The organism is Rothia sp. P4278, from assembly GCF_048512945.1.
Classification (GTDB): domain Bacteria; phylum Actinomycetota; class Actinomycetes; order Actinomycetales; family Micrococcaceae; genus Rothia.
In genome coordinates this window covers 106,021-130,219 of the sequence record NZ_JBLXXU010000002.1, presented here as the reverse complement: position 1 = coordinate 130,219, position 24,199 = coordinate 106,021, and the positions used below count along the sequence as shown (strand labels likewise).

Annotated in this window: 28 protein-coding genes; 24 read left to right on the top strand and 4 right to left on the bottom strand. The window is 55.6% G+C overall.

Going from position 1 to position 24,199, the window contains the following annotated elements; genetic code table 11:
- Nucleotides 1-52: 52 nt before the first annotated feature.
- From ACN085_RS04690 to ACN085_RS04675, 4 genes are read right to left on the bottom strand one after another with little or no spacing between them, the layout of a single operon-like run.
- Nucleotides 53-736 (bottom strand): 4'-phosphopantetheinyl transferase family protein, encoded by a 684-nt coding sequence (locus tag ACN085_RS04690; RefSeq protein ID WP_419110772.1) that lies wholly within the window; start codon nt 734-736, stop codon nt 53-55.
- Nucleotides 737-793: 57 nt separating this feature from the next.
- On the bottom strand, nt 794-1,933 hold the full coding sequence (locus ACN085_RS04685; protein WP_419110771.1) for an isochorismate synthase: 1,140 nt from the start codon (nt 1,931-1,933) through the stop codon (nt 794-796).
- A complete protein-coding gene (locus ACN085_RS04680) occupies nt 1,930-2,724 on the bottom strand; it encodes an SDR family oxidoreductase (protein ID WP_419099308.1) in 795 nt (264 codons plus the stop codon). Before ACN085_RS04680 ends, ACN085_RS04685 begins: the two co-directional genes overlap by 4 nt.
- Nucleotides 2,725-2,766: 42 nt before the next feature.
- Complete coding sequence (locus ACN085_RS04675; RefSeq protein ID WP_419099309.1) at nt 2,767-3,390, bottom strand: isochorismatase family protein; 624 nt, start codon at nt 3,388-3,390, stop codon at nt 2,767-2,769.
- A 217-nt stretch (nt 3,391-3,607) separates the two neighbouring features.
- Between ACN085_RS04675 and ACN085_RS04670 the strand changes: the two genes are divergently transcribed.
- The 24 genes from ACN085_RS04670 to rplM all read left to right on the top strand — a co-directional run bounded on the left by ACN085_RS04670 (nt 3,608) and on the right by rplM (nt 24,167).
- Nucleotides 3,608-5,356 carry a (2,3-dihydroxybenzoyl)adenylate synthase gene (locus tag ACN085_RS04670; RefSeq protein WP_419110770.1) on the top strand — a complete coding sequence of 583 codons (1,749 nt, stop codon included), beginning with the start codon at nt 3,608-3,610 and terminating at the stop codon, nt 5,354-5,356.
- A 165-nt stretch (nt 5,357-5,521) separates the two neighbouring features.
- Nucleotides 5,522-5,755 (top strand): phosphopantetheine-binding protein, encoded by a 234-nt coding sequence (locus ACN085_RS04665; RefSeq protein WP_419104868.1) that lies wholly within the window; start codon nt 5,522-5,524, stop codon nt 5,753-5,755.
- Nucleotides 5,745-9,764 carry an amino acid adenylation domain-containing protein gene (locus ACN085_RS04660; protein WP_419110769.1) on the top strand — a complete coding sequence of 1,340 codons (4,020 nt, stop codon included), beginning with the start codon at nt 5,745-5,747 and terminating at the stop codon, nt 9,762-9,764. The genes ACN085_RS04665 and ACN085_RS04660 overlap by 11 nt, the downstream gene beginning before the upstream one ends.
- Nucleotides 9,765-10,112: 348 nt before the next feature.
- Nucleotides 10,113-10,484: a 50S ribosomal protein L14 gene (gene rplN / locus ACN085_RS04655; protein ID WP_135013742.1), complete on the top strand. Its 372-nt coding sequence runs from the start codon at nt 10,113-10,115 to the stop codon at nt 10,482-10,484.
- A gap of 3 nt (nt 10,485-10,487) precedes the next feature.
- Nucleotides 10,488-10,823 (top strand): 50S ribosomal protein L24, encoded by a 336-nt coding sequence (rplX, locus tag ACN085_RS04650; protein WP_419099312.1) that lies wholly within the window; start codon nt 10,488-10,490, stop codon nt 10,821-10,823.
- Nucleotides 10,823-11,383, top strand: a complete 561-nt coding sequence (gene rplE / locus ACN085_RS04645; RefSeq protein ID WP_135013744.1) for a 50S ribosomal protein L5 — start codon at nt 10,823-10,825, stop codon at nt 11,381-11,383. The genes rplX and rplE overlap by 1 nt, the downstream gene beginning before the upstream one ends.
- A gap of 68 nt (nt 11,384-11,451) precedes the next feature.
- Entirely contained in the window at nt 11,452-11,850 is a 399-nt protein-coding gene (rpsH, locus tag ACN085_RS04640; RefSeq protein WP_419099313.1) for a 30S ribosomal protein S8, read from the top strand.
- Between the two features lie 25 nt (nt 11,851-11,875).
- Nucleotides 11,876-12,412, top strand: a complete 537-nt coding sequence (gene rplF, locus ACN085_RS04635; protein WP_419104869.1) for a 50S ribosomal protein L6 — start codon at nt 11,876-11,878, stop codon at nt 12,410-12,412.
- Nucleotides 12,413-12,414: 2 nt separating this feature from the next.
- Nucleotides 12,415-12,774: a 50S ribosomal protein L18 gene (gene rplR, locus ACN085_RS04630; RefSeq protein WP_419110768.1), complete on the top strand. Its 360-nt coding sequence runs from the start codon at nt 12,415-12,417 to the stop codon at nt 12,772-12,774.
- Nucleotides 12,774-13,457 carry a 30S ribosomal protein S5 gene (gene rpsE, locus ACN085_RS04625; RefSeq protein WP_419099316.1) on the top strand — a complete coding sequence of 228 codons (684 nt, stop codon included), beginning with the start codon at nt 12,774-12,776 and terminating at the stop codon, nt 13,455-13,457. The genes rplR and rpsE overlap by 1 nt, the downstream gene beginning before the upstream one ends.
- Nucleotides 13,457-13,666 carry a 50S ribosomal protein L30 gene (gene rpmD / locus ACN085_RS04620; RefSeq protein ID WP_419099317.1) on the top strand — a complete coding sequence of 70 codons (210 nt, stop codon included), beginning with the start codon at nt 13,457-13,459 and terminating at the stop codon, nt 13,664-13,666. Before rpsE ends, rpmD begins: the two co-directional genes overlap by 1 nt.
- Before the next feature lie 2 nt (nt 13,667-13,668).
- A complete protein-coding gene (rplO, locus tag ACN085_RS04615) occupies nt 13,669-14,127 on the top strand; it encodes a 50S ribosomal protein L15 (RefSeq protein ID WP_419099318.1) in 459 nt (152 codons plus the stop codon).
- Nucleotides 14,128-14,416: 289 nt separating this feature from the next.
- The gene (gene secY / locus ACN085_RS04610; RefSeq protein WP_419110767.1) at nt 14,417-15,727 is read left to right on the top strand and encodes a preprotein translocase subunit SecY; all 1,311 of its coding nucleotides are present in this window, start codon (nt 14,417-14,419) and stop codon (nt 15,725-15,727) included.
- Nucleotides 15,724-16,287: an adenylate kinase gene (locus ACN085_RS04605; protein WP_419099320.1), complete on the top strand. Its 564-nt coding sequence runs from the start codon at nt 15,724-15,726 to the stop codon at nt 16,285-16,287. The genes secY and ACN085_RS04605 overlap by 4 nt, the downstream gene beginning before the upstream one ends.
- Before the next feature lie 111 nt (nt 16,288-16,398).
- Entirely contained in the window at nt 16,399-17,235 is an 837-nt protein-coding gene (map, locus tag ACN085_RS04600; RefSeq protein WP_419099321.1) for a type I methionyl aminopeptidase, read from the top strand.
- 126 nt (nt 17,236-17,361) lie between these two features.
- Nucleotides 17,362-18,543 carry a 23S rRNA (adenine(2503)-C(2))-methyltransferase RlmN gene (gene rlmN, locus ACN085_RS04595; RefSeq protein WP_419099322.1) on the top strand — a complete coding sequence of 394 codons (1,182 nt, stop codon included), beginning with the start codon at nt 17,362-17,364 and terminating at the stop codon, nt 18,541-18,543.
- A 408-nt stretch (nt 18,544-18,951) separates the two neighbouring features.
- Nucleotides 18,952-19,173 carry a translation initiation factor IF-1 gene (infA, locus tag ACN085_RS04590; protein ID WP_083090737.1) on the top strand — a complete coding sequence of 74 codons (222 nt, stop codon included), beginning with the start codon at nt 18,952-18,954 and terminating at the stop codon, nt 19,171-19,173.
- 140 nt (nt 19,174-19,313) lie between these two features.
- Nucleotides 19,314-19,427, top strand: a complete 114-nt coding sequence (gene rpmJ / locus ACN085_RS04585) for a 50S ribosomal protein L36 (protein ID WP_004005257.1) — start codon at nt 19,314-19,316, stop codon at nt 19,425-19,427.
- Nucleotides 19,428-19,583: 156 nt separating this feature from the next.
- On the top strand, nt 19,584-19,952 hold the full coding sequence (gene rpsM / locus ACN085_RS04580) for a 30S ribosomal protein S13 (RefSeq protein WP_237202258.1): 369 nt from the start codon (nt 19,584-19,586) through the stop codon (nt 19,950-19,952).
- 71 nt (nt 19,953-20,023) lie between these two features.
- Nucleotides 20,024-20,428 carry a 30S ribosomal protein S11 gene (gene rpsK, locus ACN085_RS04575; RefSeq protein WP_083090739.1) on the top strand — a complete coding sequence of 135 codons (405 nt, stop codon included), beginning with the start codon at nt 20,024-20,026 and terminating at the stop codon, nt 20,426-20,428.
- A 146-nt stretch (nt 20,429-20,574) separates the two neighbouring features.
- Nucleotides 20,575-21,570, top strand: a complete 996-nt coding sequence (locus ACN085_RS04570) for a DNA-directed RNA polymerase subunit alpha (RefSeq protein WP_419099323.1) — start codon at nt 20,575-20,577, stop codon at nt 21,568-21,570.
- Nucleotides 21,571-21,666: 96 nt separating this feature from the next.
- A complete protein-coding gene (gene rplQ, locus ACN085_RS04565; RefSeq protein WP_419099324.1) occupies nt 21,667-22,359 on the top strand; it encodes a 50S ribosomal protein L17 in 693 nt (230 codons plus the stop codon).
- A 114-nt stretch (nt 22,360-22,473) separates the two neighbouring features.
- Nucleotides 22,474-23,433: a tRNA pseudouridine(38-40) synthase TruA gene (gene truA / locus ACN085_RS04560; protein WP_419110766.1), complete on the top strand. Its 960-nt coding sequence runs from the start codon at nt 22,474-22,476 to the stop codon at nt 23,431-23,433.
- 290 nt (nt 23,434-23,723) lie between these two features.
- Nucleotides 23,724-24,167: a 50S ribosomal protein L13 gene (gene rplM, locus ACN085_RS04555; protein ID WP_419099326.1), complete on the top strand. Its 444-nt coding sequence runs from the start codon at nt 23,724-23,726 to the stop codon at nt 24,165-24,167.
- Nucleotides 24,168-24,199: the final 32 nt, after the last annotated feature.

The following is a 24,199-nucleotide window of genomic DNA, read 5'->3' as shown; positions in this document are numbered from 1 at the left end:
GGACTCCTTACACTTCTGGCCCCTCCACATCCCGGTGGAGGGGCCAGAAGTTTTAGAGGCAGCTATCAAGAGTAGCCAGGGAGCAAAGAGGGCCCTGCCCCGAATCTATGCTTATCATGTCCAGCCCGGGCGGTTGCTGGTCAGGATATTCCCAGCCTAGGTAGTCTAGGCTCAGAGAACGGGCCAAGCCCTGCCCCCGGGCTTTGAGGTAGGCTTCCTTCCTGGTCCACAGCCAGGTTAATCTTTCGGTGAGTTCGGCCCCGGAAAGGTCCCCCAGCTCTTCCTTTTCTGCGGGGTGTAAATAGGGTAGGAGCCAGTCACCTGCTCTGCTAGTGGCCAGACATTCCAGATCCACTCCGACAGGGGTGTGGGCCTGCCGAGCTAGGGCAATGGCAAGCCACTGGTTGCTGTGAGAGAGTGAAAAGCTAGCTCCGGGGCACAGGGGCTTGCCCCAGGGGCCATAGCTAATCTCTACCTGACCGGGGCTTAGGCCCAAAGGCTGACAAAGGCTAAGCCGCAGGAGTATCCGGGTGAGCGCCCAGTGCTTGCCACGACAGCCCTGGGGGTCTAAAAGGTCCAGTCTGCTGGCTTTTTCCTGTTCGGCCTGTGCCAATGAAGTCCAAAAGCTTTCCAGGCCGGGGTGGTTGGCGGCGCACCAAAAATCAAGCCGGTAGATACTGACCTGGGCCCTGGTGAAGTGATAGCTCCGGTAGGGCTTAAGAGGAAAAGGTCGCAAGAGATGGCACCTAGTCTGGTGGGCTAAAAACAGACCTTGTGGCGGACAAACCAGCGCCTAGCTCTTGGCCGCGGGCACACTGGCCTTGAGGGCCGCAAGAACCGTTTGCATTTTTGCCTGGGTCTCGGCTAGTTCTTTGGCAGGATCAGAGCCGGAGACAATACCGGCTCCAGCAAAAACATTAACCTTAGACGAGACTCTTTGCAGGCAACGAAGCACCAGCGACCAGCGCCCGTTACCCTGACTATCTGCCCAGCCCACAATCCCACTGTAGTAGCCTCTTGGGTAAGACTCCAGCTGGCTAATGCGGTGCTGAGCGAGAGCTTGGGGAGCACCACAAACTGCTGGGGTTGGGTGAAGTGAAGCTGCTAGATCTAGCGAGCTAATACCTGGAGGGACCTGAGCCCTAATAGGAGTACCAAGGTGCCACATTGAATCCGTAGACATGACCTCAGGGCCACTGGGCCTAGAAATCTCTATTCCATCAAAAAGCTCAAGTTGCTTGAGGATGTGCTCCACTACCAGGGAATGTTCAAAGAGGTCCTTGGGGGAGTGGAGCAAAATCTTTTGAGCCTCTTGCAGATCTTTGGCCTGATGGGCTGCAATTGATCCAGCCAAGGGATGGGTAGTGAAACTTCCCGAGTGTAAATCGACCAGGACTTCTGGGGAAGCACCAATCCATGTTTCATGGCCTGATAGGGGGACACGGAAGACGTCGGCGTGAGGATTGTTCCGGTTCAAACGGTCAAAGACAAGGTGATCGAATGCCGCTATATTCTCTGGGGCAGTAGCTAGGTCGAGGGTTTTTTTCCAGGAAAGAACAATCTTTTGATAATCTCCTGAGCTAATCTCGGTCAGTGCTTCCTCTACAGCCTGCCGGAAGCTCAGAGCACTTGCCCTATTAATCTGGTTGTCATCCTCAGTGGCAAGTATGAAATCCAGGTCTGGCTCAGGAACAGATACAGTTTTCTGGTGGGGAGTAAAGGAATAATCTGTGCTGTGAATGAGGGTGGAGGGGCTTTTCGGATCAAAGGGAATGATGCCGCAAATGATTGCGTCCTGATCACCGTAGGTAGAGAAAAGATCATCTAATGAACATTGAGCCAGGGGTAGGCTAAGACAGGTACCTGATGGGACGCTGAGATGTTTACCTTGGCTTACAAAGTCGAAGAGCGGGAGCTTATTTTTAGCATTCATCGTTGTGTAGCACCTCCATCGGCGGTCAACTCGGCAAGTGTGATGTGGGAGGAAGCTGATGAGAGTAAAAAGTGTACTACTGAAGCGATTTCCTCGGGCCGAGCAATTTTTTTGAGAGGAATGCCATTTCTATAATGCTCTGGTGAACCAGCAATTGTTTCTTGACTCAAATCCTGTCCCTGCCATATGGGCTCTAGCATGGGTGTGAGCGTTGTTCCAGGGCATATGACATTCGCCCGGATGCCGTACTGGCCGATTTCTAGGCCCAGAGAACGGGTGTAATGGGAGGCAAAAGCCTTGCTGGCCCCATAGGCGCTAAAGAGGGATCGTGGGCCGGTAGCTGCATTGGAGGCAAGCGTTACGATTGAGCGCTGTCGATAGAGACTGGGATCCTGATTGTCAGCTACCATGTGGCGGGCTGCCGCATTAGAGGTGTTGAAGACTCCTAGAGCATTGACAGCTAGAACTTTTTCAAGATCTTGTGCACTACATTCTAAGGCCGGCCCATGGTGAAGCAACCCTGCGGCATTGACCAATCCCAGGATGGTGTAGCTTTCATTGATCTGAGAAAATATTTTATCAATGCTTTCAGCCTGGGATACATCTGCCTGAATTGTGATAACTCCAGCGCCCTCAGATAGTTTTTTATCTCCTGCCTCCAGGCTAAGCCCTATGAGTGTGCAGTCCTTAAACTCGGGGCTTTGGGCGAGTATATCTAGCGTGGCAGATCCTATTCCTCCACTAGAACCAGTCACGATGATGCAGGGCGGACGAGATGATTGGGCAGTCATAGCGGTTCTTACGAAGTCCTTAGGTAGGGTCGGGGGGTGTGGTCAGCTCTTGAGGATTCTTGCGCTCTGGATGGTTTGCCCACACCGCTGAGCTACGTAGGAGAGGGCCATCAGGTGCTCTTCCCGGGAGAAATCAGCTTGGGCATCGCCGATAAAGAAGACCTTGTAGCCCTTCATGAAGGCTGTAAGCGCTGTTGTGAGGCACCCGATATGTGAGTATATCCCGGTAATCCAGAGTTGATCTTTGCCGTAGTTGCGCAGCCGATGATCAAGGTCGGTTCGGTAGAAGGCACAGTAGCGCCACTTGGTCAGCACCGTATCCTCTGGTCTTGGGGCTAACTGCTGGATGATCTGTGCTCCCTGGGCAGATTGCATGCCTGAACCCCAAAAATCATTGAGTAACTGCCTATCCTGGGGTTGCTGAGCGGGGGGCTGAGCGGTGTATATCAGGGGCATATCTTCTTGCCGGGCAAACTGGCTGAGTAGGTCAATGTTGTCAATTGCCCGCTTAATTTGGCTTTCAGGGTGGGGATCGAAAGCATCCACGAAGTGGTTCTGCATATCGTGAACAAGCAGGGCTGCTCGGCTGGGGTCGGGGAGCCATTCTGTGCTGTTGGTTGGAAAGGCATCAGTATCGAGCGTATAGCTGGCGATCCTGGGAAGCATATTTAGGCTATCCTAATTCTCTTGTAAGGCAAACATGATATTTTTATGAAGACCACCTTAAAATTAGCTGATATATGCCTTGCTTGCAAACAAGGTTACCCTGGTATTCTTGCTAAGGTTAGGGAAGGCTTAGCTGTAGCATAAGCTGCGGCTATCAGTTCCTGAGCTAGTCAGATCTAGCTAGGATAAATCAATGAACTGTTTGGGATGAGAGTGTATGAGCCATAGAGACCTTGCTAGCCCCTTTGATGAGCTCAAGCCGGTTACTAGGAGCCCCCTAGAATTCCAGGGTTTTGTCCCCGAGGAGCGGCTCAAGGACTATTACCTCAAAGGCTACTATCAGCCTCAAACCATAGCTCAGTTCCTGCAAGAGAGCCTGAGTAAGTACGCTGATCAGCCCGCGGCCATTGGTCTAACTCATCAGAGTCAGGGGGAGGGCTCCGGCTCCCAGGAACAAAAATGGACCTACAAACAGTTGGCCGCACAAGCGGAGCTAGCCGCTCAGCGTCTGCAGTCTCTGGGGGCTAGAAAGGGTGATAGGGTTCTGCTGCAACTTCCGAACTGTCTGGAGTTTCTCTCCTACATGGTGGGTTCTTTTCAGCTGGGTCTTGTCCCTGTTTTCTGCCTTCCTAAGCACAGGGAACGCGAGCTAGAGCATTTTGCGCGACAGGTGGATCCAGCCATCCATATCTTTGCCCAGGGCGCCGAAAACTGCGACTATTGGTCCCTTTACCGGGCATACTCGCAGCGCATGCTAGCAGCAAATCTAAGGCCCCCTCTGGCCTTGGACATTACCGAGCCGGGGCAAGGACTTGAGCCCCAGGCGGGGTTGCCTGGGTGTCCAGATGCAGAGGAGACAGCGGATAAGTGCGCGAAACCCTGGGAATCGGTAGCGCTCTTTCAGCTTTCGGGGGGAACTACCGGCAGGTCCAAGATGATTCCCCGAACCCATATGGACTACCTCTACTCCGTGCGAGAGTCAGCCCATATTTGCCAGCTAAGTCCCCAGACCAAAATGCTGGTTGTGCTACCAGCTGCCCACAATTTCACTATGAGTTCGCCAGGCATACTGGGGGTTTTATACTCGGGCGGAACCCTTATTATGGCCGGTGATCCCAGCCCTCAAACCGCATTTGGCCTGATCCAGCGGCACGGTGCAACCATGGCCTCTCTGGTCCCGGCACTTGCCAGGGCTTGGGCTTTACTGGCTGAAAGAGGCGGGCTGTCCTTTCCAAGCCTAGAGTTGGTTCAGGTCGGTGGGGCAAAATTTAGCCCCAGCGCTGCCCGCCATCTGGTTGAGGTTCTGGGTGTCAAACTGCAACAAGTCTTTGGCATGGCTGAAGGGCTAGTCAATTACACGCGTTTGGATGATCCCCTGGAGATAGTATTGACCACCCAGGGAAGACCAATCAGCCCCGATGATGAGATTCTGATCCTTGATGACCAGGACAAGATCCTTCCAGCAGGTCAAGCCGGGCACCTTCTAACTAGAGGTCCCTACACGATTGGTGCCTACTACCGGGAGGAAAAAGCCAATAGGGAAAGTTTTACCGACCAGGGCTTCTACAGGACTGGTGACCTGGTAGTAGCCCACCCGAGCGGCCATCTAGAGGTAGTGGGCAGAGCTAAAGATCAGATAAATCGCGCCGGCGAAAAAATCTCGGTTGATGAGATCGAAGATTTTGCCTTGCAGCTCCCTGCAGTCCAGGATGCAGTAGCAGTTGGGCTACCTGATCCAGATGTTGGTGAGCGTATCTGTTTAGTGCTCTTGGCAGGCGACCTCAAGGCTTTCGGGCCCAGCCCCCTAGATTATGTTCGTCGTGCCTACCGTCAAGCGGGTTTTGCTACCTATAAGTTGCCTGAGAGGGTTGAGCTTCTGAGCCAATTCCCCTTGACCAAGGTGGGAAAGATTTCCCGCAAGGAACTTAGAGAGCGCATCGGAAAAATCATCAGTAGCCCCCAGTAAAAACAGTTACCGGAGCAAAAGAGGAAGAGGGAAATTCGCTAGTTGGCCAAGAGGTGCTCTGCCCAGGTAAGGGTCCTCGTGCCCACCTCCTCTGAGCGCCAATAGAGTTCCCGGCCTTCCTGCGCCCTTGAAATATTAACAGCTAATCATAGAAAGGTTACCCTCATGACCCAAGAAGAACTCCTGGAACTGCTCCACAAGCAGATGGGAGACAAGCTAAATCAGGCAAGTATCAAAGAACAGCCGCAGGCAGACCTCTTGGAGGCCGGTTTGGACTCTATGGGGGTCTTTTTCCTGCTCGATGACCTGGCCCAAAAGGGGTACCAGCTTGAATTTACCGACTTTATAGCTCAGCCAACCTTGGCTTACCTCATGGAGGCGACGCAGGGTGAGAGCTGAGCGGTGGCATGACCTACCTGCCTCAATGGTCGGCATCTACTGCGCCACGGCGGCAGAACCGCAGAATCCCAGATACAACACCGCTGAGCTCATTGAAATCAGTGGTAGCTTGGACTACCAGGTTTTGGAAGCAGCCCTGCATGATGCTTATTCTGAACATGAGGCTATAGGGGCAGAGTTTTGCCAGGAAGAGATAAAACAAGCCCCCCAGGGTTTAAAAAGTAAACAGGTCACTCCTCAGTGGAGACCGCGGACTACACCTGAGGACCAAGAGCAGAGAGAGCTCATAGAGCACTGCCGCTTACCAGAACAGCAGAATCAGTTTGAGGCAGTCAGCCAGTGGTGTTATCAGCGAGCTCAGCAACCCCTAGACGTGTTTAACGGCAAGGGGGTAGATGCTGTACTCATTGAGATGGGTCAGAGAACCTGGCTCTACCACGCAGCCCATCACCTGATAGCTGACGGCTACGCTGTGCACACACTTTTGGGCCGCTGGGCCCAACTGTACCGGGAAGGTATGCACGGGCAGAGCACAGTCGGTAAGCGCTCATCGCTAGCGGAATTGACTATTCAGAGCCAAGAACAAGCCGATCGGGCACTCCAAGATAGGCAGGCCTGGATCAAGAAACTGGCAGAAGAGGATCTCAGCGCCGATACCTCAGTTGCCCAGGCCACGGCACCGGCAAGCTTCAGGCCTTACCGCTCACGCCACACTGTCAGCCAGCAGCTCCAAGCTAGCCTCCTTAAAGCCAGTAAGGATTTCGGGGTGGGCTGGTCTCAGCTACTGACCGCTGCTTTAGGCTCGTATCTAGCCAGGGCAGCTCGGAGCGAGGTGAGCCGCCTTGCGGTGCCTCTGATGAACCGTACTCTTGCCGGTTCCAAGGCTAGCGCGCTTACCCTTTGTAGTGCTGTCAACCTCCTGCCTCTTGCGGTCCCAGCGAGCGGTGATGTTAAGGAGCATGCCCAGAAAGTTGCTCAGGAAATGGCCTTTGCCCAGGGGCACCCCCTGGCACGCTATGAGGACCTGGAAAGAATAACTGCTAGTAGGGGTCGTCTGACCGGGGCTCAGATCAATATTGTTCCTTTTGAATCAGCGCTCGATTTTGGTGGTGGCACCACAGGCCGGATCCATAATCTGCTTGCAGGGCCGGTTGAGAATATAACTGTCTGCCTAAGGGGAATGCCAAGACCCGGGACGGACTTAAGCCTGGAAGTAGACTGTAACCCAGCTCTCTACAGCCTAGAAGAAAGTCACTTGCATGGTGAGCGTATCCTTAGCTGGCTTGAACAGTACGCTCAGCTGTGTGGGCGTGGAGGTGAGCTAGATCAATTAAAGCAGGCAACGGCCAGTGAAAGAACTGCCCTGGAAGAGTTTAACAGGACCGCCCATGATGTGAACTACCAGCCCTTGGCTGCCCGTTTTCTTGAATTTAGCCGGCGACAGCCAGAAGATTTTGCGGTCATTGAGGCGGCCCCCTATGATTCCTACGGCTCCTCTGAGACCGAATTTGGTCACCGTACTTTGACCTACCAGCAGCTAGCGGACCTGAGCCTTCGCTACGCAGGGGCTCTCCAAAGCTATGGTGTCAGCAGGCAGGATACCGTTGGCTTGCGGGTTGAGCGTGGCCTGGAGCAGTTCATCTTGCTTTATGCTCTCTTGCATCTGGGGGCAGTTTACCTCCCCCTGGACCCGGCCCTACCCGCTGGTAGGATCAGCTCCATGTGCCAGGACGCCCAAGCCAGTCTTATCTGCCAGGGACCTGGTGTGGCCCCTTTGGAAGGGCAAATGGTATCTGAGCTGGTGAGCTGGCAAGAGCTCACCGAACGAGCAGTAGCTTTAGGCCCGGAAGAACTGATAGAGGCAGGGGCGGGCAGTAGCCTTCAAGCTCATGAAAATATTTACGCCCTCTTTACCTCTGGCTCTACCGGCCGCCCCAAGGGAGTCATCACCAGCGCGGGAGCTCTAGCCAACCGGCTTGCCTGGCAACAAGACCTGCTCAGGCTAGAGGAAGGTGAGCGGGTACTGCATAAGACCCCAATCTCTTTTGACGTGCATATCTGGGAACTCTATTGGCCTCTGACTCAGGGGGCCACCGTAGTGGTTGCTGCCCCTGGCGGGCATAGAGACCCCCAGTACCTAGCCGGCATCTTGGAACAAGGCGGTGCCGACCTTGTACATTTTGTTCCCAGCATGCTAGCAGCCTATCTGGATTCTCTGGCACTCCTGGATAGCCCTCAAGCCGGCAAGCAAGGCCCTCGAGCTTTTATTTGCTCTGGTGAGCAGCTCCCAGCTTCAAGTGTCCTGCAGGTTCATAGGCGTTATCAGGCTCCGGTCCATAACTTTTACGGCCCGACCGAAGCAGCTATTGATGTGACAGCTTTTTCTGCTTTGCCCGGGAGTTCATACAGCCAGGTGCCTATTGGCAGACCGGTGTGGAATACCGGCCTCTCTATCCGCGACCTGGCCGGGCAAGAGTGCCCCCCCGGGGTAGTGGGGGAATTGCATCTGCACGGTGTGCAGGTGGCAAGCGGCTATCTGCAAAGACCGGAGCTAAGTCAGGCCTCTTTCTACCTGGACTGCGCCGGAGAGCCTTCCTACCGCACCGGAGACCTTGCCTACTGGGATAGCCAGGGCAATGTTTACTACCGGGGCAGGGCAGATAACCAGGTCAAGATCAGGGGCCAACGGGTGGATCTAGGCGAGATTGAGACGGTGCTGGCAGGACACCCGAATGTCTCTAATGTTGCTGTTCTCTACCTCCCCGAACGCCTTGATGCCCTGGTGGCTTTTGTGGAACTGAGGCAGGGGTGCACGGATACCAACCCTGCTGATTACGCGGCCTACACCGGCCAAGAGCTCCCCGATTATATGATTCCCAACCAGTGGATCTTTGGCCAAGAATTGCCTTTGACCCCTAACGGCAAGATAGATCGTAAATCCCTGAGAAACTATTACCTTGAGCAGGCCGAGCACGATCAGCCGTCACCGACAATTAGTCGTCAGGTCAAGAGCCTTCTGGAGGAAGAAATCTGCGCTATTTATAGCACCCTACTGGGCTTCCAGGCTGGCCCCGATACTGATTTTTTTGCGCAGGGCGGTAATTCACTAGCAGCCTTAAACCTCTTGGCAAGCCTTGAGCGGCAGACAGGGAAGAAAGGCTCATTCTCGCAAATCTTTACAAACCCCACCCCCCGCCTACTTGCCCAAGCCTTGGAGAGCAACGAAGCTGATGACTTCGTACCGCTTTTGAGCCTACGTCAGAGCCAGGACAGAGAGCAGAAAAACCATATTGTTTTTGTCCCCCCGGCTGGCGGGCTGGGCTGGTGCTATCACACCTACCTGCCCTATCTACCTGCCCGGAAGCCAATCTGGGCCCTGCAAGCAGCGGCCTACAGAGACCCGCAGGCCCCTGGTGCCGGCAGTATTGAACAACTAGCTAGAGACTATATTGGGGTGCTTCATGAGGCCGGTATAGAACTAGAAGGGCTCACCCTACTGGGCTGGTCACTGGGAGGGATGGTAGCCCAGGAGATGGTCTACCAGCTAGAGCAGGCAGCTCTGGCACCTGGGCGGCTTATCCTCCTCGATGCCTACCCGCAGGAACTGTGGCGTAGGCAGAAGCCACCAACAGAAGATCAAAAATGGCAGGCTTTAGTCCGAATGGGCGGTCTAGAAACTGCAGAAACAGGTCTCACCAGAAGCAGGGTAGTTGAACTACTTGAGGGAACCAATACAGCGCTGGGATCCTTGGGGGATGCTGAACTGAACGTCTGTATCGACCAGGTCCACAGGGCCATGGAACTCGTTCGTTTGGGGGATCCTTCTCCTATCGTTACTTCTACTACTCTCTTATCAGCTCTGCGCTCCCAGGAGAAGGGGCTAGAGCCGGAAAGCTGGGCTAGCTACTGTGCTAACTATGGGTGGGTTCAGGTTGCCCAAGAACATGTTGACTTGGTCAAGCCCCAAAGCTTCGGTGGAGTCTTGCAAAAAATTTTCGACCAGGCTTGAGTAAAGGAGTGCAGGCTGACTACAGCCTAAATCACTCGCACTGCCCTAAATGCGGGCTGTTCAGTGCTGATTAACTGTGGTAAAGTTGATAACCTATGTGGCTACCTATAGCTACATAACCACGGTTTCTTTCGTGCCACAGCATAATGCCGCTCACACAGCGGGGTTCGCCCGCTCACCACGCGGGTCCAGATGCTCGGGGCATGACTGATTCCTAGGCGTGTCCGCCAACTCTCTACCCTGTTTCAGGTATGAGAGACCGGCGCGTCAACATCCCGTAGAAATGTTCCGCAAGGCTGGCTCGCAACCTATACCGCGTGTCGGAACCGGCGAGACGACAGGAGAAATATGATTCAGCAGGAGTCACGACTCAAGGTTGCTGACAACACCGGTGCGAAGGAAATCCTAACCATCCGTGTTCTCGGCGGCTCAAAGCGTCGTTACGCAGGCATTGGCGACATCATCGTCGCAACCGTCAAGGACGCAATCCCCGGCGGTACCGTAAAGAAGGGCGACGTTGTTAAGGCAGTTGTCGTCCGCACCAAGAAGGAAGTTCGTCGTCCCGACGGCTCCTACATCAAGTTCGACGAGAATTCAGCAGTAATTCTCAAGAACACCGATGGTGACCCCCGTGGCACCCGTATCTTCGGACCTGTTGGCCGCGAACTGCGCGACAAGAAGTTCATGAAGATCATTTCACTTGCTCCGGAGGTGCTCTAACTCATGGCTAAAATCAAGTCTGGTGACCTGGTACAGGTTATTTCAGGTGCAGATAAGGGTAAGCAGGGCAAGGTTCTTAAGGTATTCCCTAAGACCGAGCGCGTGCTGGTTGAAGGCGTAAAAATCATCACCAAGCACAACAAGGCTAACCCCATGACCGGCGAAGCTGGTGGCATTGAAAAGGTTGAGGCTCCGATTCACGTTTCTAACGTTGCAATCGTTGATCCCGAGACCAAGAAGCCGACCCGCGTTGGTTACCGCCTCGAGACCGTAGAGCGCAATGGCAAGGAGCGCACTGTTCGCGTTCGCGTTGCCAAGAGCTCGGGTAAGGACATCTAATGACCGAAGCAAAGATTACCCCTCGTTTCAAGACGAAGTTCAACGAAGTAGTCACCCCCGCCCTGCAAGAAGAGTTCAAGTACGAGAACGTCATGCAGGCACCGAAGATCGTTAAGGTCGTCGTTAACATGGGTGTTGGTGAAGCTGCCAAGGACGCGAAGCTCATGGATGGTGCTATCCGCGACCTCACCGCAATCACCGGTCAGAAGCCTCTCGTTACCCGCGCGAAGAAGTCCATCGCACAGTTCAAGCTGCGCGAAGGCCAGCCCATCGGTGCGCACGTCACTCTCCGTGGCGACCGCATGTGGGAATTCCTCGACCGCCTGGTCACCCTGGCTCTTCCCCGTATCCGCGACTTCCGCGGCCTCTCGGATCGCCAGTTCGACGGTAACGGTAACTACACCTTCGGTTTGACCGAACAGTCAATGTTCCACGAAATCGACCAGGATTCCATTGACCGTGTACGCGGCATGGACATCACCGTGGTTACCACCGCAAAGACCGACGATGAAGGCCGTGCGCTTCTCAAAGCACTCGGTTTCCCGTTCAAGACTCAGTAACGACTACGTTATAGGTCCGCACCTGTACTCAGGTGAGGAAACCATAACGAGGAAGGGCTCAGCCCACCATGACTATGACAGATCCTGTCGCAGATATGCTGACCCGTTTGCGCAACGCAAACTCAGCACATCACGACTCCGTTTCAATGCCTTACTCCAAGCTGAAGGCTCGCATCGCCGAGATCCTCAAAGCTGAAGGCTACATCGCTGACTTCAAGGAAGAGGAAGCACGAGTCGGTAAGACTCTGACCCTCGAACTGAAATTCGGCCCCTCACGCGAGCGTTCCATTGTTGGCGTTCGCCGTATTTCCAAGCCGGGTCTGCGTGTATACGCAAAGTCCACCAACCTTCCTCAGGTACACGGTGGCCTCGGTATCGCAATCCTGTCAACCTCTTCAGGTCTGCTTACTGACAAGCAGGCTGCGAAGAAGGGTGTTGGCGGCGAAGTCGTCGCTTACATCTGGTAGTCGGTAAGAAGAGAAAGGAAGAAGAATGTCACGTATTGGACGTCTCCCCATCTCGGTTCCTGCCGGCGTTGAGGTAAAAATCGACGGCAACCTTGTTGCCGTTAAGGGTTCAAAGGGCGAGCTGACTCACGAAGTCGCAGCCCCCATCGAGGTCACTCTCGAAGACGGTGTACTCACCGTCACCCGCCCGAACGATGAGCGCGATTCACGCTCTCTGCACGGCCTGACCCGCACCCTGATTCAGAACATGATCATCGGTGTCACCGAAGGCTACACCAAGAAGCTCGAAATCGTTGGTACCGGTTACCGTGTAACCGCAAAGGGTTCCGACCTCGAGTTCGCACTTGGCTACTCACACCCCATCACCGTTAAGGCACCTGAAGGTATCTCATTCGCTGTGGAGGGCGCTAACAAGCTGACCGTTTCCGGTATCAGCAAGCAGCAGGTTGGCCAGGTTGCAGCTAACATTCGCGGTCTGCGTAAGCCCGATCCCTACAAGGGTAAGGGTGTTCGCTTTGCAGGCGAGCAGATCCGTCGCAAGGTCGGAAAGGCTGGTAAGTAACAATGGCTGTAAAGACTAAGTCAGCACAGCGCGCACGCCGTCACGCACGCGTTCGCAAGTACGTTTCAGGTACCGCAGCACGTCCTCGTCTGTCTGTTACCCGCTCAGCTCGTCACATGTTCGTTCAGGTCATTGACGACACCAAGGGCGTAACCCTTGCATCAGCATCCACCATGGAGGCTGAGCTGCGCTCCGCAGAGCTAGACAAGACCGCTAAGGCAAAGCGCGTGGGCGAACTCGTCGCCGAGCGTGCCAAGGCGGCAGGCATCGAGGCAGTTGTCTTCGACCGCGGTGGTAACAAGTACCACGGCCGTGTCGCAGCAGTTGCAGAAGGCGCACGCGAAGGAGGTCTGGCACTCTAATGAGCGAGCAGACTGTAAATGAAAAGGAAACTCAGGTGACTGAAGCAAGCGCAGAAGCTACCGCTGAAACTTCCGAGAAGCGCGAAGCCCGCCGTAACGAGCGTGGCGACCGCCGTGGTAACCGTGGTGATCGCCGTGGCAACCGCGGCCGCGAAGAAGAGAAGGACAAGTTCATCGAGCGCGTTGTCACCATCAACCGCGTCTCCAAGGTCGTCAAGGGTGGTCGTCGCTTCAGCTTCACCGCACTTGTCGTTGTTGGTGACGGTAACGGTATGGTTGGCGTCGGCTACGGTAAGGCTAAGGAAGTTCCTGCGGCCATCTCTAAGGGTGTTGAAGAAGCTAAGAAGAACTTCTTCCGCGTACCCCGTATTGAAGGTCGCACCATTCCTCACCGCGTTCAGGGTGAAGCAGCAGCAGGCGTAGTTATGCTCCGCCCCGCTACCGCTGGTACCGGTATTATCGCTGGTGGTCCCGTTCGTGCCGTACTTGAGGCAGCAGGCATCCACGATGTTCTGTCCAAGTCACTCGGTTCCTCGAACCAGATCAACATTGTCCACGCGACCATCGATGCACTGCGTCAGCTCGAAGAGCCCGTTGCAGTTGCAGCACGCCGTGGTCTTCCCCAGGACGAGGTTATCCCCGGCTTCTTGCGTGTCGCTCAGTCTGAAAAGGCAGGTGCCTAATGTCCGGCAAGCGTATTCAGCCCAGCGATGCAAAGCTGGAAATCACCCAGATCAAGTCCTACGTTGGCGAAAAGCAGAACATGCGCGACACCCTTCGTTCCCTGGGCCTCAAGCGCCCCGGTAACAAGGTTGTTCGCACTGCTGACCCCGTCACCTGCGGCATGGTCAACACCGTAGCTCACCTGGTTCAGGTTGAGGAGGTCAAGTAAAGATGGCAGTAGAAAATAACGACGCTATCAAGATTCACGATCTGCGCCCGGCTCCGGGTGCCCATAAGGCAAAGACCCGCGTAGGCCGCGGTGAAGGCTCAAAGGGTAAGACCGCAGGTCGCGGTACCAAGGGTACCAAGGCTCGTTACCAGGTCCGTGCGGGCTTTGAAGGTGGTCAGCTTCCGCTGCACATGCGCCTTCCCAAGCTCCGCGGCTTCAAGAACCCCTTCCGTACCGAGTACCAGGTTGTTAACCTGGACCGTATTGCGGAACTGTTCCCTCAGGGCGGCGACATCACCGTTGACGCACTGGTAGCAGCTGGCGCCGTTCGCAAGAACGAGCTGGTTAAGGTTCTGGGTACCGGCGAAGTTTCAGTAGCCTACAAGGTAACCGTTGATAAGGTTTCCGAATCAGCTAAGGCTAAGATCGAAGCTGCTGGCGGTTCTGTAACCGTCAAGTAGTCTTTGGACTCACCGGGTTAACCGGTCGGGCTCCTCTCACGTCACCGTGAGGGGAGCCCTTCTTTTAATGCCTTCTACAGGGTCCGGTCTCATCTGCTGGAAAGCTGGGGTGGGGGAGCGAAGCCAGAATATCAACACTGAAAAGCCTGGGTATAGGGCTGGCCACACAGCGTGACCGCGAAATAATTAAGATTAAGCGCTAAACTGTAGAAGATTGTGTAAAAGCTCCGTCTTCTGGCTTCGGCCAGGAAAGAAGGGCTACCAAAACTTTTGTCTCACAGGAGGACATGTGCTGACCGCTTTCGGACGGGCCTTTAAGACGCCTGACCTGCGTAACAAGCTGCTGTTCACCCTGGGAATTATCGTGATTTACCGGTTGGGCGTCTTTATCCCCGCCCCCGGTGTTTCCTACGGAAACGTCCAGCAGTGCCTCAATACCATCACCGCAAGCGGTGGTATCTACGACATGATTAACCTCTTTAGCGGTGGCGCGCTGCTTCAGCTCTCGATTTTTGCCCTGGGTGTTATGCCATACATTACCGCCAGTATTATTGTGCAGCTGCTGCGCGTGGTGATTCCCCGGTTCCAGCAACTCCATGAGGAAGGCGCGCAGGGGCAGACTAAACTCACCCAGTACACTCGCTATCTGACTATCTTGCTGGCTCTGCTGAACGCCACAACCATCGTTTCACTGGCTCGTTCGGGCATGCTGCTGCAAGGGTGCACCCTGCCGGTAATTCCCGAGGACGGTTTTCTCAACATTCTTCTGATTATCACCACCCTGACAGCCGGTACCGGCGTCGTCATGTGGCTGGGCGAACAGATCACCGAGAAGGGCGTGGGCAACGGTATGTCCCTGCTGATCTTTACATCTATTGCTGCTTCCTTCCCCGGTGCATTTGGCGCTATTTTACAGGCGCAAGGTTGGGGCATCTTCTCAGCTGTCATTGCAGTTGGCCTGGTCCTGATCGTTGCTGTGGTCTTTGTAGAACAGTCCCAGCGTCGTATCCCGGTTCAGTATGCTAAGCGTATGATTGGTCGCCGCACTATCGGGGGAACAACCACCTATATTCCCCTTAAAGTCAATATGGCCGGTGTTATCCCCATCATCTTTGCATCATCCATGCTGATGGTTCCCGGTTTGCTCGCTCAGTTCAATACTCCTTCCGATGGCTCTGCACCACCGGAATGGGTCAACTGGGTCAAGGCCAACCTAACCATGGGGGACAAACCGCTTTACATGGTTCTCTACTTCCTGATGATCCTTGGCTTCGCCTATTTCTATGTCTCAATCACCTTTGACACCGAGGAAGTAGCAGACAATATGAAGAAGTACGGCGGCTTCATTCCCGGTATCCGTGCAGGGCGACCAACCCAGGAGTACCTGAGCTACGTCCTGAACCGCATCACTCTACCGGGCGCTATCTATGTAGCACTCTTGGCCCTGATTCCACTGATTGCATTTGTGCTCTTTGGTGCCAACCAAAATTTCCCGCTCGGCGGTGCCTCACTGCTGATCGTTATCGGCGTTGGTCTTGATACTATCAAGCAGATCGACGCCCAGCTCCAACAACGCAACTACGAAGGACTGCTCCGATGAACCGCTTGCTCATCATCGGCCCTCCCGGTGCCGGCAAAGGCACTCAGGCCGTCAAAATCGCTGAAAAACTGAACATTCCCGCTATCTCTACCGGCGACATCTTCCGCAAGAATATTAAGGAAGCTACCGACCTGGGCCAAGAAGCAAAGAGCTACATTGACTCAGGCAACCTGGTTCCAGACTCGGTAACCAACCGTATGGTACGCGCTCGTCTGGCTGAAGACGATACCGCCCAGGGCTTCCTGCTGGACGGCTACCCCCGAAATACCGCTCAGGTTGCTGAACTCGACTCAATTCTTGCTGACATGGGCCAGAAAATTGACCGTGTTCTGCTCCTGGTTGCAGATAACGACGAACTGGTTCAGCGTCTGCTGGGTCGGGCCGCTAAAGAAGGTCGCTCAGATGATAACGAAGAGGTCATCCGCCACCGCCTGAAGGTCTACCAAGAAGAAACCGCTCCGCTGCTTGAAATCTACACCGAGCGTCAGCTGGTTTCAGAAGTCAACGGTCTGGGCGAGATCGATGAGGTTACCGCCCGCATCATGGATGCTCTTAAGTAGAGCCTACCGACCCACCTGTGCCCCCGGTCATTGCGGGGGCACAGCACTTTAACGCACACTGGTGTAGCCTTGGCATTTACCACAAGCCCCATACAGCCCTGAAAGAGACACATGCGCCGCATAGAGTACAAAACCGACCGTCAACTAGCTGAGATGGCCCGAGCCGGTGTTATCACCTCCCGCGCCTTAGATGCTGCCGTTGCCGCAGCCCTACCCGGTGTGACCACCGCAGAGCTTGACCGGGTCTTCCGGAAGGTACTCGCCGAACACGGGGCCGGGTCTAACTTCCTGGGCTACTACGACTACCCGGCAACTATCTGTACCTCCGTCAACGACCAAGTGGTCCACGGGATCCCCGGTGACCGGGTCTTAGCTGAAGGTGACATTATCTCCATTGACGGCGGCGCAACCGTTCAGGACGACCGTGGAACCACCTGGCACGGCGACTCCGCCCGAACCGTCCTGGTCGGGAAAACCGTATCCGATGCCCGCCGCGAGCTCTCTGAGATCACCCGCGCGGCTCTCTGGCAGGGCATTGCCGCTGCCGCAAGAGCCAAAAAAGTCGGTGAAATTGGTTTCGCCATTGAAAACTTTGTTCGCCAAGAAACCGGCGACAAGTACGGGATCATCGAAGACTTTGTAGGCCACGGAATTGGCACTTCCATGCACATGGCCCCAGACGTACTCAATTACGCCGCTCGTGACCTGGGCCCCCGCCTCAAAAAAGGAATGGCCCTAGCGATTGAGCCCATGCTGGTCACCGGCGGCATTGAAACCGTCACCCTCGAAGATGACTGGACCATCAAAACTCTTGATGGGGGAGATGCCTGCCAATGGGAGCACTCCGTGGCGATCCACTCAGACGGTATTTGGGTCCTTACCGCCGAAGACGGCGGAGCCTCCGAACTCTCCAAGCTCGGTGTTACGGTAAAGCCCATTCCTGCCTAAGAATTCATCCCGAAGGCGCGGCACCCTCAGAACCTTTGGATTACCCGCCGCTCCGAGCATCAGAAACGAACCATTTCACCGGGGAAAGGCCGCTAGCCCCCACCCCTCACCGAAAGCATAGACTTTATGACTGAAACGATTAGCGTCCCCCTGGAAATCTCCAGCGCCAGACCAGAGCCGGGGCAAATCATCCTCAAGGCCCCTCGCCGCGGCAAGCCCCCGCGCCACATCGCTGACTTCGACATGGCAGGCCGCCGCGCCTTTCTGGAAGAACTGGGCTACAAGCCCTTCCGCGCCGCCCAACTCTCCAAGCACTACTTTGAACGCCTGGTTACTGACCCCGAGCAGATGACCGACCTACCCGCTGCCGAACGCGATACAATGGTCGCAGAAGCCATGCCCCAGCTTCTGACCACCGTGCGTACTCTCGAAGCAGATGGCGGTGACACTCTCAAAGTAGTTCACCGCCTCTTTGACGGAGCACTGGTGGAGTCTGTGATCATGCGCTACGAAAACCGCGTTACCATGTGTATCTCATCGCAGGCAGGCTGCGGTATGAACTGCCCCTTCTGCGCCACCGGCCAGCAGGGTCTCACCCGAAACCTTTCCACCGCCGAAATCGTGGAGCAGGTTGTAGCCGGTGCCCGTTACCTGAAAGAAATGAAGGGCCTTGAAGAGGCCGAAGGCGGCTCCGAAAACACCCGCCCCCTGCGCGTCTCCAACATCGTCTTCATGGGCATGGGCGAAGCCCTCGCCAACTATAAGGCAACCATGGGGGCCGTCCACCGCCTCATCGATCCGGCCCCCGAAGGCCTAGGAATCTCAGCACGGGGCATCACCATGTCTACCGTTGGACTAGTCCCCGGTATCCGCAAATTTGAACTCGAAAAACTCCCCATCACCCTGGCGCTGTCTCTGCACGCCCCAGATGATGAACTTCGTGACGAACTGATCCCCATCAACCAGCGCTGGAAAGTCGACGAAACCCTCGACGCGGCCTACGACTACTACCGGACCACAGGCCGCCGTATCTCCATCGAGTACGCACTCATTCGCGACATCAACGACCAGGGCTGGCGCGCGGACCTCCTCGGTAAGAAACTGGCCCAGCGCGGCCGGGGCTGGGTCCACGTCAACCCCATCCCCCTCAACCCCACCCCCGGCTCCAAATGGACAGCATCACGCAAGGGCGTTGAACAGAACTTTGTTGAGCGCCTCCGCGCCCATGGCATTCCCACCACCGTGCGCGACACACGCGGTAGCGATATCGACGGAGCATGCGGCCAGCTAGCCGCCAAAGAGGACTAAGAGTATATAAGTTCCTCTTCTTGCTTGTGCGCCCCGTCTGCCCCCTAAACGCCAGCCAAGCCAGCAGACGGGGCAGGCCACCAGCAGAATAAATCCCAGCCAGCATAGGAGTATGCCCAAGCTAATAAGTTGAAGGCATACGGGGACTGCTCCTTCATCATCTTGTGTCCGCTTCACGCAAGAACCACAACAGCAACAAAGCCCCAGCGAGTTAATGTGAACCTCATTATGTTTTGAGGAAACCGTTAACTTTCTGGGGCATTTGCCGTATATTAGATTGTTGGTTGTCTGTGCCAAGCGTTTGCGCGCATGCGGAGCCAAGCTCACCCCTTGAGAACAAGCCCCGAACGCAGAAAAAATACTACCAACTGCCCACACAAAAATGGGCACGAACGTAAAGCGGAGGATATGGCCAAGAAAGACGGCGTCATCGAGATCGAAGGTACCGTGGTCGAAGCACTGCCCAACGCATCATTCCGCGTTGAGCTGGACAACGGACACAAAGTACTGGCACACATCTCAGGCAAGATGCGTCAGCACTACATTCGAATCCTGCCTGAGGACCGAGTAGTAGTGGAGCTGAGCCCCTACGACCTCTCACGCGGTCGTATCGTCTACCGCTACAAGTAAACACAAAGGCAAACGTCGCACTATGCGGCGTTTACGCCGTGTAAAAGGGGTAAACAGTTCTACCACCGGGCAACCGGACACAGAACCTCTTACCCCGCCCGTCCAAAGCATTAGCTGAAACATCAACGCAAAGGAATGCGATGAAGGTCAAGCCGAGCGTTAAGCCGATCTGCGACAAGTGCAAAGTGATCCGCCGTCACGGTGTGGTCATGGTGATCTGCGAAAACCCGCGCCACAAGCAGCGCCAGGGCTAACACCCAGGACAGCTGAGAAAAGTCCACCCTCACCGGTGGCAGACAGAAAATGGCACCGCTCCTGAGCAATCAGGATACCCTCGGGCACAGAGGCCGGGGACCGGAACAACCGGGCAGTGATGTCACAGACCTCTGCGAAAACAAGGAGAACGCCCCATGGCACGTCTCGCTGGAGTCGATATTCCCCGCGAAAAGCGCGTGGAAATTGCTCTTACTTACATCTACGGCGTGGGCAAGACCCGTGCAAAAGAAGCGCTAGCTGCAACCGGTGTTGACCCCAACACCCGCGTCAAGGACCTTGACGACTCACAGCTCGTAGCACTTCGTGACTTCATCGAAGGCAACTACAAGGTTGAAGGTGACCTTCGCCGCGAGGTTGCTGCTGATATCCGCCGCAAGGTAGAAATCGGTAGCTACCAGGGTCTGCGTCACCGCCGTGGCCTTCCCGTACACGGCCAGCGCACCAAGACCAACGCTCGTACCCGCAAGGGCCCCAAGCGTACCGTCGCCGGTAAGAAGAAGTAAACAGTGTTGTCTCAGTCTTACACATCGCGTAAGGCCAACACTTCCACCAAAACTTTGTAGGAGAATCAAAAATGCCTCCCAAGACTCGCGCAGCGGCCAAACGAACCGGCCGCCGCAAGGTTTCCAAGAACATTGTTGCCGGTCAGGCACACATCAAGTCAACCTTTAACAACACCATCGTATCGATCACCGATCCTTCAGGTGCGGTTATCTCCTGGTCATCCGCAGGTGAAATGGGCTTCAAGGGTTCACGTAAGTCAACCCCCTACGCAGCTCAGATGGCCGCTGAGACCGCTGCAAAGCGCGCTCAGGAGCACGGTGTCCGCAAGGTAGACGTTTTCGTTAAGGGCCCCGGCCCCGGTCGCGAAACCGCTATCCGCTCACTCCAGGCTACCGGCCTCGAGGTTGGCTCCATCCAGGACGTCACCCCCGTTGCCCACAACGGTTGCCGTCCCCCGAAGCGCCGCCACGTCTAAACCTCGCTGTCTAGACGCGTCCCGAACATCGGGCGATTGGCCACCTCACGGTAGCCGATCAATGAACAGACTGCTTCGTCTGCTTCCTCACTCGTTTTTCCCAACCTGTGAGCTCATATAGCGGATGCTCACCGAAAGGAAACATAGTGCTCATTGCACAGCGCCCCATCCTACGTGAAGAACATGTATCGGAAAACCGTTCACGCTTCACCATCGAGCCCCTCGAACCCGGCTTCGGCTACACCCTGGGTAACTCCCTCCGTCGCACCCTTCTCTCATCAATCCCCGGTGCCGCTGTAACCAGCATCCGCATCGACGGTGTGCTGCACGAATTCAGCACCGTAGAAGGTGTGACCGAGGACGTCACCGAGATCATCTTGAACATCAAGAAGCTCTCCATCTCATCTGAGAACGACGAACCCGTTATCGCTTACCTGCGCAAGCAGGGCGAAGGTGAGCTCACCGCAGCCGACATTGAGGTGCCCGCAGGCGTCGAGATCCACAACCCGGATCTGCACATCGCAACCCTCAACAACCGCGCAAACTTCAACGCAGAACTGACCATCGAACGCGGCCGTGGCTACGTCTCGGCAGCCCAGAACAAGTCAGGTGATGCAGAGATCGGCCGTATCCCGGTTGACTCCATCTACTCACCCGTCCTGAAGGTCACCTTCCGCGTTAGCGCAACCCGTGTTGAGCAGCGCACCGACTTCGACTCCCTTACCCTGGACGTCGAAACCAAGGAAGCAATTGCTCCCCGCGACGCAGTCGCATCAGCAGGTAACACCCTCGTTGAGCTCTTCGGCCTTGCCCGTGAACTCAACACTGCCGCTGAAGGTATCGAAGTTGGCCCGTCACCCGCTGACGAGTCAATGGCCGCAGACCTGGCTCTGCCCATCGAAGACCTGGACATGACCGTCCGCTCCTACAACTGCCTCAAGCGCGAGGGCATCCACACCGTGGGTGAGCTCGTGACCCGCAGCGAAGCTGACCTCATGGACATCCGTAACTTCGGTGCCAAGTCCATCGACGAAGTCAAGGCAAAGCTCACCGAGCTCGGCCTGTCCCTCAAGGACTCACCCGCCGGTATGGATCTCTCAGCCCGCCTGCAGGACGACGACAGCTACGGCAGCGACTACTAAGACACCGGCAGTCAACGCACCCGCGTTACACCAGTCAAACATCTTTGGTTCCACTAGCCTGACGGCTTGAGGAACGGCTTACCAGGAGAAATTAATATGCCTACTCCCACTAAGGGTCCCCGCCTCGGCGGATCACCGACCCACGAGCGCATCATGCTGAACAACCTGTCTCAGCAGCTCTTCGAGCACAAGCGCATCACCACCACCGTTACCAAGGCCAAGCGCATGCGTCCGGTCGCTGAGCGCCTGATTACCTTCGCTAAGAAGGGTGATCTCGCCGCTCGCCGTCGCGTCCTGCGCTCCATCGGTAACAAGTCAGTTGTCCACGAACTGTTCACCGTCATTGCACCCGCAATGGCAGAACGCCCCGGTGGCTACACCCGCATCACCAAGATCGGTAACCGCAAGGGCGATAACGCTCCTATGGCCGTTATCGAACTGGTCATGGAGCCCGTAGCAACCGCAGCAGCTGTTTCCGAAGCAACCAAGGTTGCAGATAGTGCAGCAGCTCAGGAAGAGACCCCTGCTCCCGCAGCAGCTGCCGCTCCCGTAGCAGAAGAAGCTCAGGCTTCTGACCTGCCCGCAGGCGCACACGCTCCTCTGGAATCCGGTGAAGCTCCCGAGGGCTTCGAGATCAAGGGCAACGCTGACTCCATGAAGTACCACGTACCCGGCTCACGCTGGTATGCAAACACCCAGGCTGAGATTTGGTTCGACACCAAGGAATCAGCTGAAGCAGCAGGTTACGCACCTGCTGGTGGTGCTGCAGCACAGACCATCTCCGAATAATTTTCGGTGTCTGCGGTGGCCTTCCCTCAGGGGGAGGCCACCGCTGTTTTAAGCTAAGGTTCTGTTTGCCGCTACAGTGGAAGAAATACATGCAGGACGCTGGGAAGGAAAGACATGACTGAACACCCCCTGGGCGCTGTGCTATCTGCGGGTGAGGAAGAGACCGCTGACTCCACGGTGCGCGTGCGGATAGATTTTTCCTATGACGGTGGCCCCTTTGCAGGTTGGGCTAAACAGCCCGGGTTGATTACTGTACAGGGTGTCCTGGAAGAAGCGCTTGCCCTCATTTTTCGGGTGCCCATATACACTACTGTGGCTGGTAGAACCGACGCCGGTGTCCACGCCCTGCACCAGGTAGTGCACTTCGACGTCTCGCGTTCTGCCTGGGAAAGAATGCCGGGTAAGAACCTAAATCTTGACCCCGGTAAGGCACTAGGCCGTAAACTGCGGGGGGCCTTGAGCCGGGCGCTGGCCGATGCAGAGGCTGAGCTCGGGCTACCCACCCGCTTGCAGGGCTATCTCCAGAAAGCAATCACTGTGACAGAGTGCCGTGAGGTGCCTGCCGACTTCGATGCCCGCTTTTCTGCCCTAGAGCGGTCCTACCGTTACCTGATTGAAGATCACCAGGAGGAACGGGGTAGTAATCCGCTCAACAGGCACCTTGCCTGGCAGGTTAATGCTGGGCTTGACCTGCAGCTAATGAACAGGGCAGCAGAAGAACTGCTGGGCCTTAAGGACTTCCTTTCTTTCTGCAAGCCCAGGGCCGGTTCCACAACAATTCGCGAGCTTCGGGAACTGAGCTTTGAACGCAGAGAAGACGGCCTCATCGAGGCAACTATCAGGGCAGATGCTTTTTGTCACAATATGGTCAGAACCCTGATAGCTTCTTTGGTCATGGTAGGGGAGGGTGCCCGCGATATGGCCTGGTTGCAGAGCCGCATCAGCACGCCGGTACGTGATTCTCAGGTTCGTCTGGCCGCCCCACGAGGCTTAGCTCTGGCACGGATTAGCTACCCAGAAGCCTCCGGATACGCCAGGCAGGCCAATAGGGCAAGGAATCTAAGAACTCTTTAAATAACATTCGTGTGATTTAAAGGTGAGGTCAGTCAAACAAGCCTATTTAAGGGAGCTTAGCTCTGGCTTAAAGCTAGAAGATTGGGTATAGTTTCATACGTTGTGCGTATACCGCCCTAATTTCGTACCCTGTTCTTCGGTCTAGTTGCAGGACAATAACGGGGAATAAGTGGTCTTAGGAGCTTGGTAGGCAGTTGTGTTTGGCCCTCACCCGAACCCTGCCCCACGCACTCACAGTAATCTAGCGCGATACCCAACTAGCGCTACCCGAAACGAGAAAAGGCGAAATTTTGCGCACTTACACTCCGAAGTCAGGCGATAACAACCGCCAGTGGCACATCATTGATGCCTCTGACGTTGTTCTCGGCCGTCTCGCAAGCCAGACCGCAATCCTGCTGCGCGGCAAGCACAAGCCCACCTTCGCACCTCACGTTGACATGGGTGACTCTGTCATCATCATCAACGCAGAAAAGGTTGCACTGACCGGTGCAAAGCTTGAGCAGAAGCGTGCCTACCGCCACTCGGGCTACCCCGGTGGTCTCAAGTCCGTCAACTACGCTGAACTGCTGGAAACCAACCCTGTTCGCGCCGTAGAGAAGGCCGTCAAGGGCATGCTCCCCAAGAACAAGCTGGCTGCACAGCAGCTCAAGAACCTCAAGGTTTACGCTGGTTCTGAGCACCCCCACGCAGCTCAGCAGCCCAAGACCTACGAATTCAACCAGGTTGCCCAGTAATTCGGGCCTACGAAAGAACTATTAAAGGAGAC

What these genes read in the sequence shown, in the direction of transcription:
- rplN (WP_135013742.1), top strand. Translation starts at nt 10,113, where the DNA reads ATGATTCAGCAGGAGTCACGACTCAAGGTTGCTGACAACACCGGTGCG.
- rplF (WP_419104869.1), top strand. Translation starts at nt 11,876, where the DNA reads ATGTCACGTATTGGACGTCTCCCCATCTCGGTTCCTGCCGGCGTTGAG.
- infA (WP_083090737.1), top strand. Translation starts at nt 18,952, where the DNA reads ATGGCCAAGAAAGACGGCGTCATCGAGATCGAAGGTACCGTGGTCGAA.
- rpsM (WP_237202258.1), top strand. Translation starts at nt 19,584, where the DNA reads ATGGCACGTCTCGCTGGAGTCGATATTCCCCGCGAAAAGCGCGTGGAA.
- ACN085_RS04675 (WP_419099309.1), bottom strand. Translation starts at nt 3,390, where the DNA reads ATGCTTCCCAGGATCGCCAGCTATACGCTCGATACTGATGCCTTTCCA.
- map (WP_419099321.1), top strand. Translation starts at nt 16,399, where the DNA reads ATGCGCCGCATAGAGTACAAAACCGACCGTCAACTAGCTGAGATGGCC.
- rplQ (WP_419099324.1), top strand. Translation starts at nt 21,667, where the DNA reads ATGCCTACTCCCACTAAGGGTCCCCGCCTCGGCGGATCACCGACCCAC.
- rplE (WP_135013744.1), top strand. Translation starts at nt 10,823, where the DNA reads ATGACCGAAGCAAAGATTACCCCTCGTTTCAAGACGAAGTTCAACGAA.
- rpsH (WP_419099313.1), top strand. Translation starts at nt 11,452, where the DNA reads ATGACTATGACAGATCCTGTCGCAGATATGCTGACCCGTTTGCGCAAC.
- truA (WP_419110766.1), top strand. Translation starts at nt 22,474, where the DNA reads ATGACTGAACACCCCCTGGGCGCTGTGCTATCTGCGGGTGAGGAAGAG.
- rpsE (WP_419099316.1), top strand. Translation starts at nt 12,774, where the DNA reads ATGAGCGAGCAGACTGTAAATGAAAAGGAAACTCAGGTGACTGAAGCA.
- rlmN (WP_419099322.1), top strand. Translation starts at nt 17,362, where the DNA reads ATGACTGAAACGATTAGCGTCCCCCTGGAAATCTCCAGCGCCAGACCA.
- rplX (WP_419099312.1), top strand. Translation starts at nt 10,488, where the DNA reads ATGGCTAAAATCAAGTCTGGTGACCTGGTACAGGTTATTTCAGGTGCA.
- rpsK (WP_083090739.1), top strand. Translation starts at nt 20,024, where the DNA reads ATGCCTCCCAAGACTCGCGCAGCGGCCAAACGAACCGGCCGCCGCAAG.
- ACN085_RS04680 (WP_419099308.1), bottom strand. Translation starts at nt 2,724, where the DNA reads ATGACTGCCCAATCATCTCGTCCGCCCTGCATCATCGTGACTGGTTCT.
- rpmD (WP_419099317.1), top strand. Translation starts at nt 13,457, where the DNA reads ATGTCCGGCAAGCGTATTCAGCCCAGCGATGCAAAGCTGGAAATCACC.
- rplO (WP_419099318.1), top strand. Translation starts at nt 13,669, where the DNA reads ATGGCAGTAGAAAATAACGACGCTATCAAGATTCACGATCTGCGCCCG.
- rpmJ (WP_004005257.1), top strand. Translation starts at nt 19,314, where the DNA reads ATGAAGGTCAAGCCGAGCGTTAAGCCGATCTGCGACAAGTGCAAAGTG.
- rplR (WP_419110768.1), top strand. Translation starts at nt 12,415, where the DNA reads ATGGCTGTAAAGACTAAGTCAGCACAGCGCGCACGCCGTCACGCACGC.
- ACN085_RS04605 (WP_419099320.1), top strand. Translation starts at nt 15,724, where the DNA reads ATGAACCGCTTGCTCATCATCGGCCCTCCCGGTGCCGGCAAAGGCACT.
- ACN085_RS04665 (WP_419104868.1), top strand. Translation starts at nt 5,522, where the DNA reads ATGACCCAAGAAGAACTCCTGGAACTGCTCCACAAGCAGATGGGAGAC.
- ACN085_RS04685 (WP_419110771.1), bottom strand. Translation starts at nt 1,933, where the DNA reads ATGAATGCTAAAAATAAGCTCCCGCTCTTCGACTTTGTAAGCCAAGGT.
- ACN085_RS04670 (WP_419110770.1), top strand. Translation starts at nt 3,608, where the DNA reads ATGAGCCATAGAGACCTTGCTAGCCCCTTTGATGAGCTCAAGCCGGTT.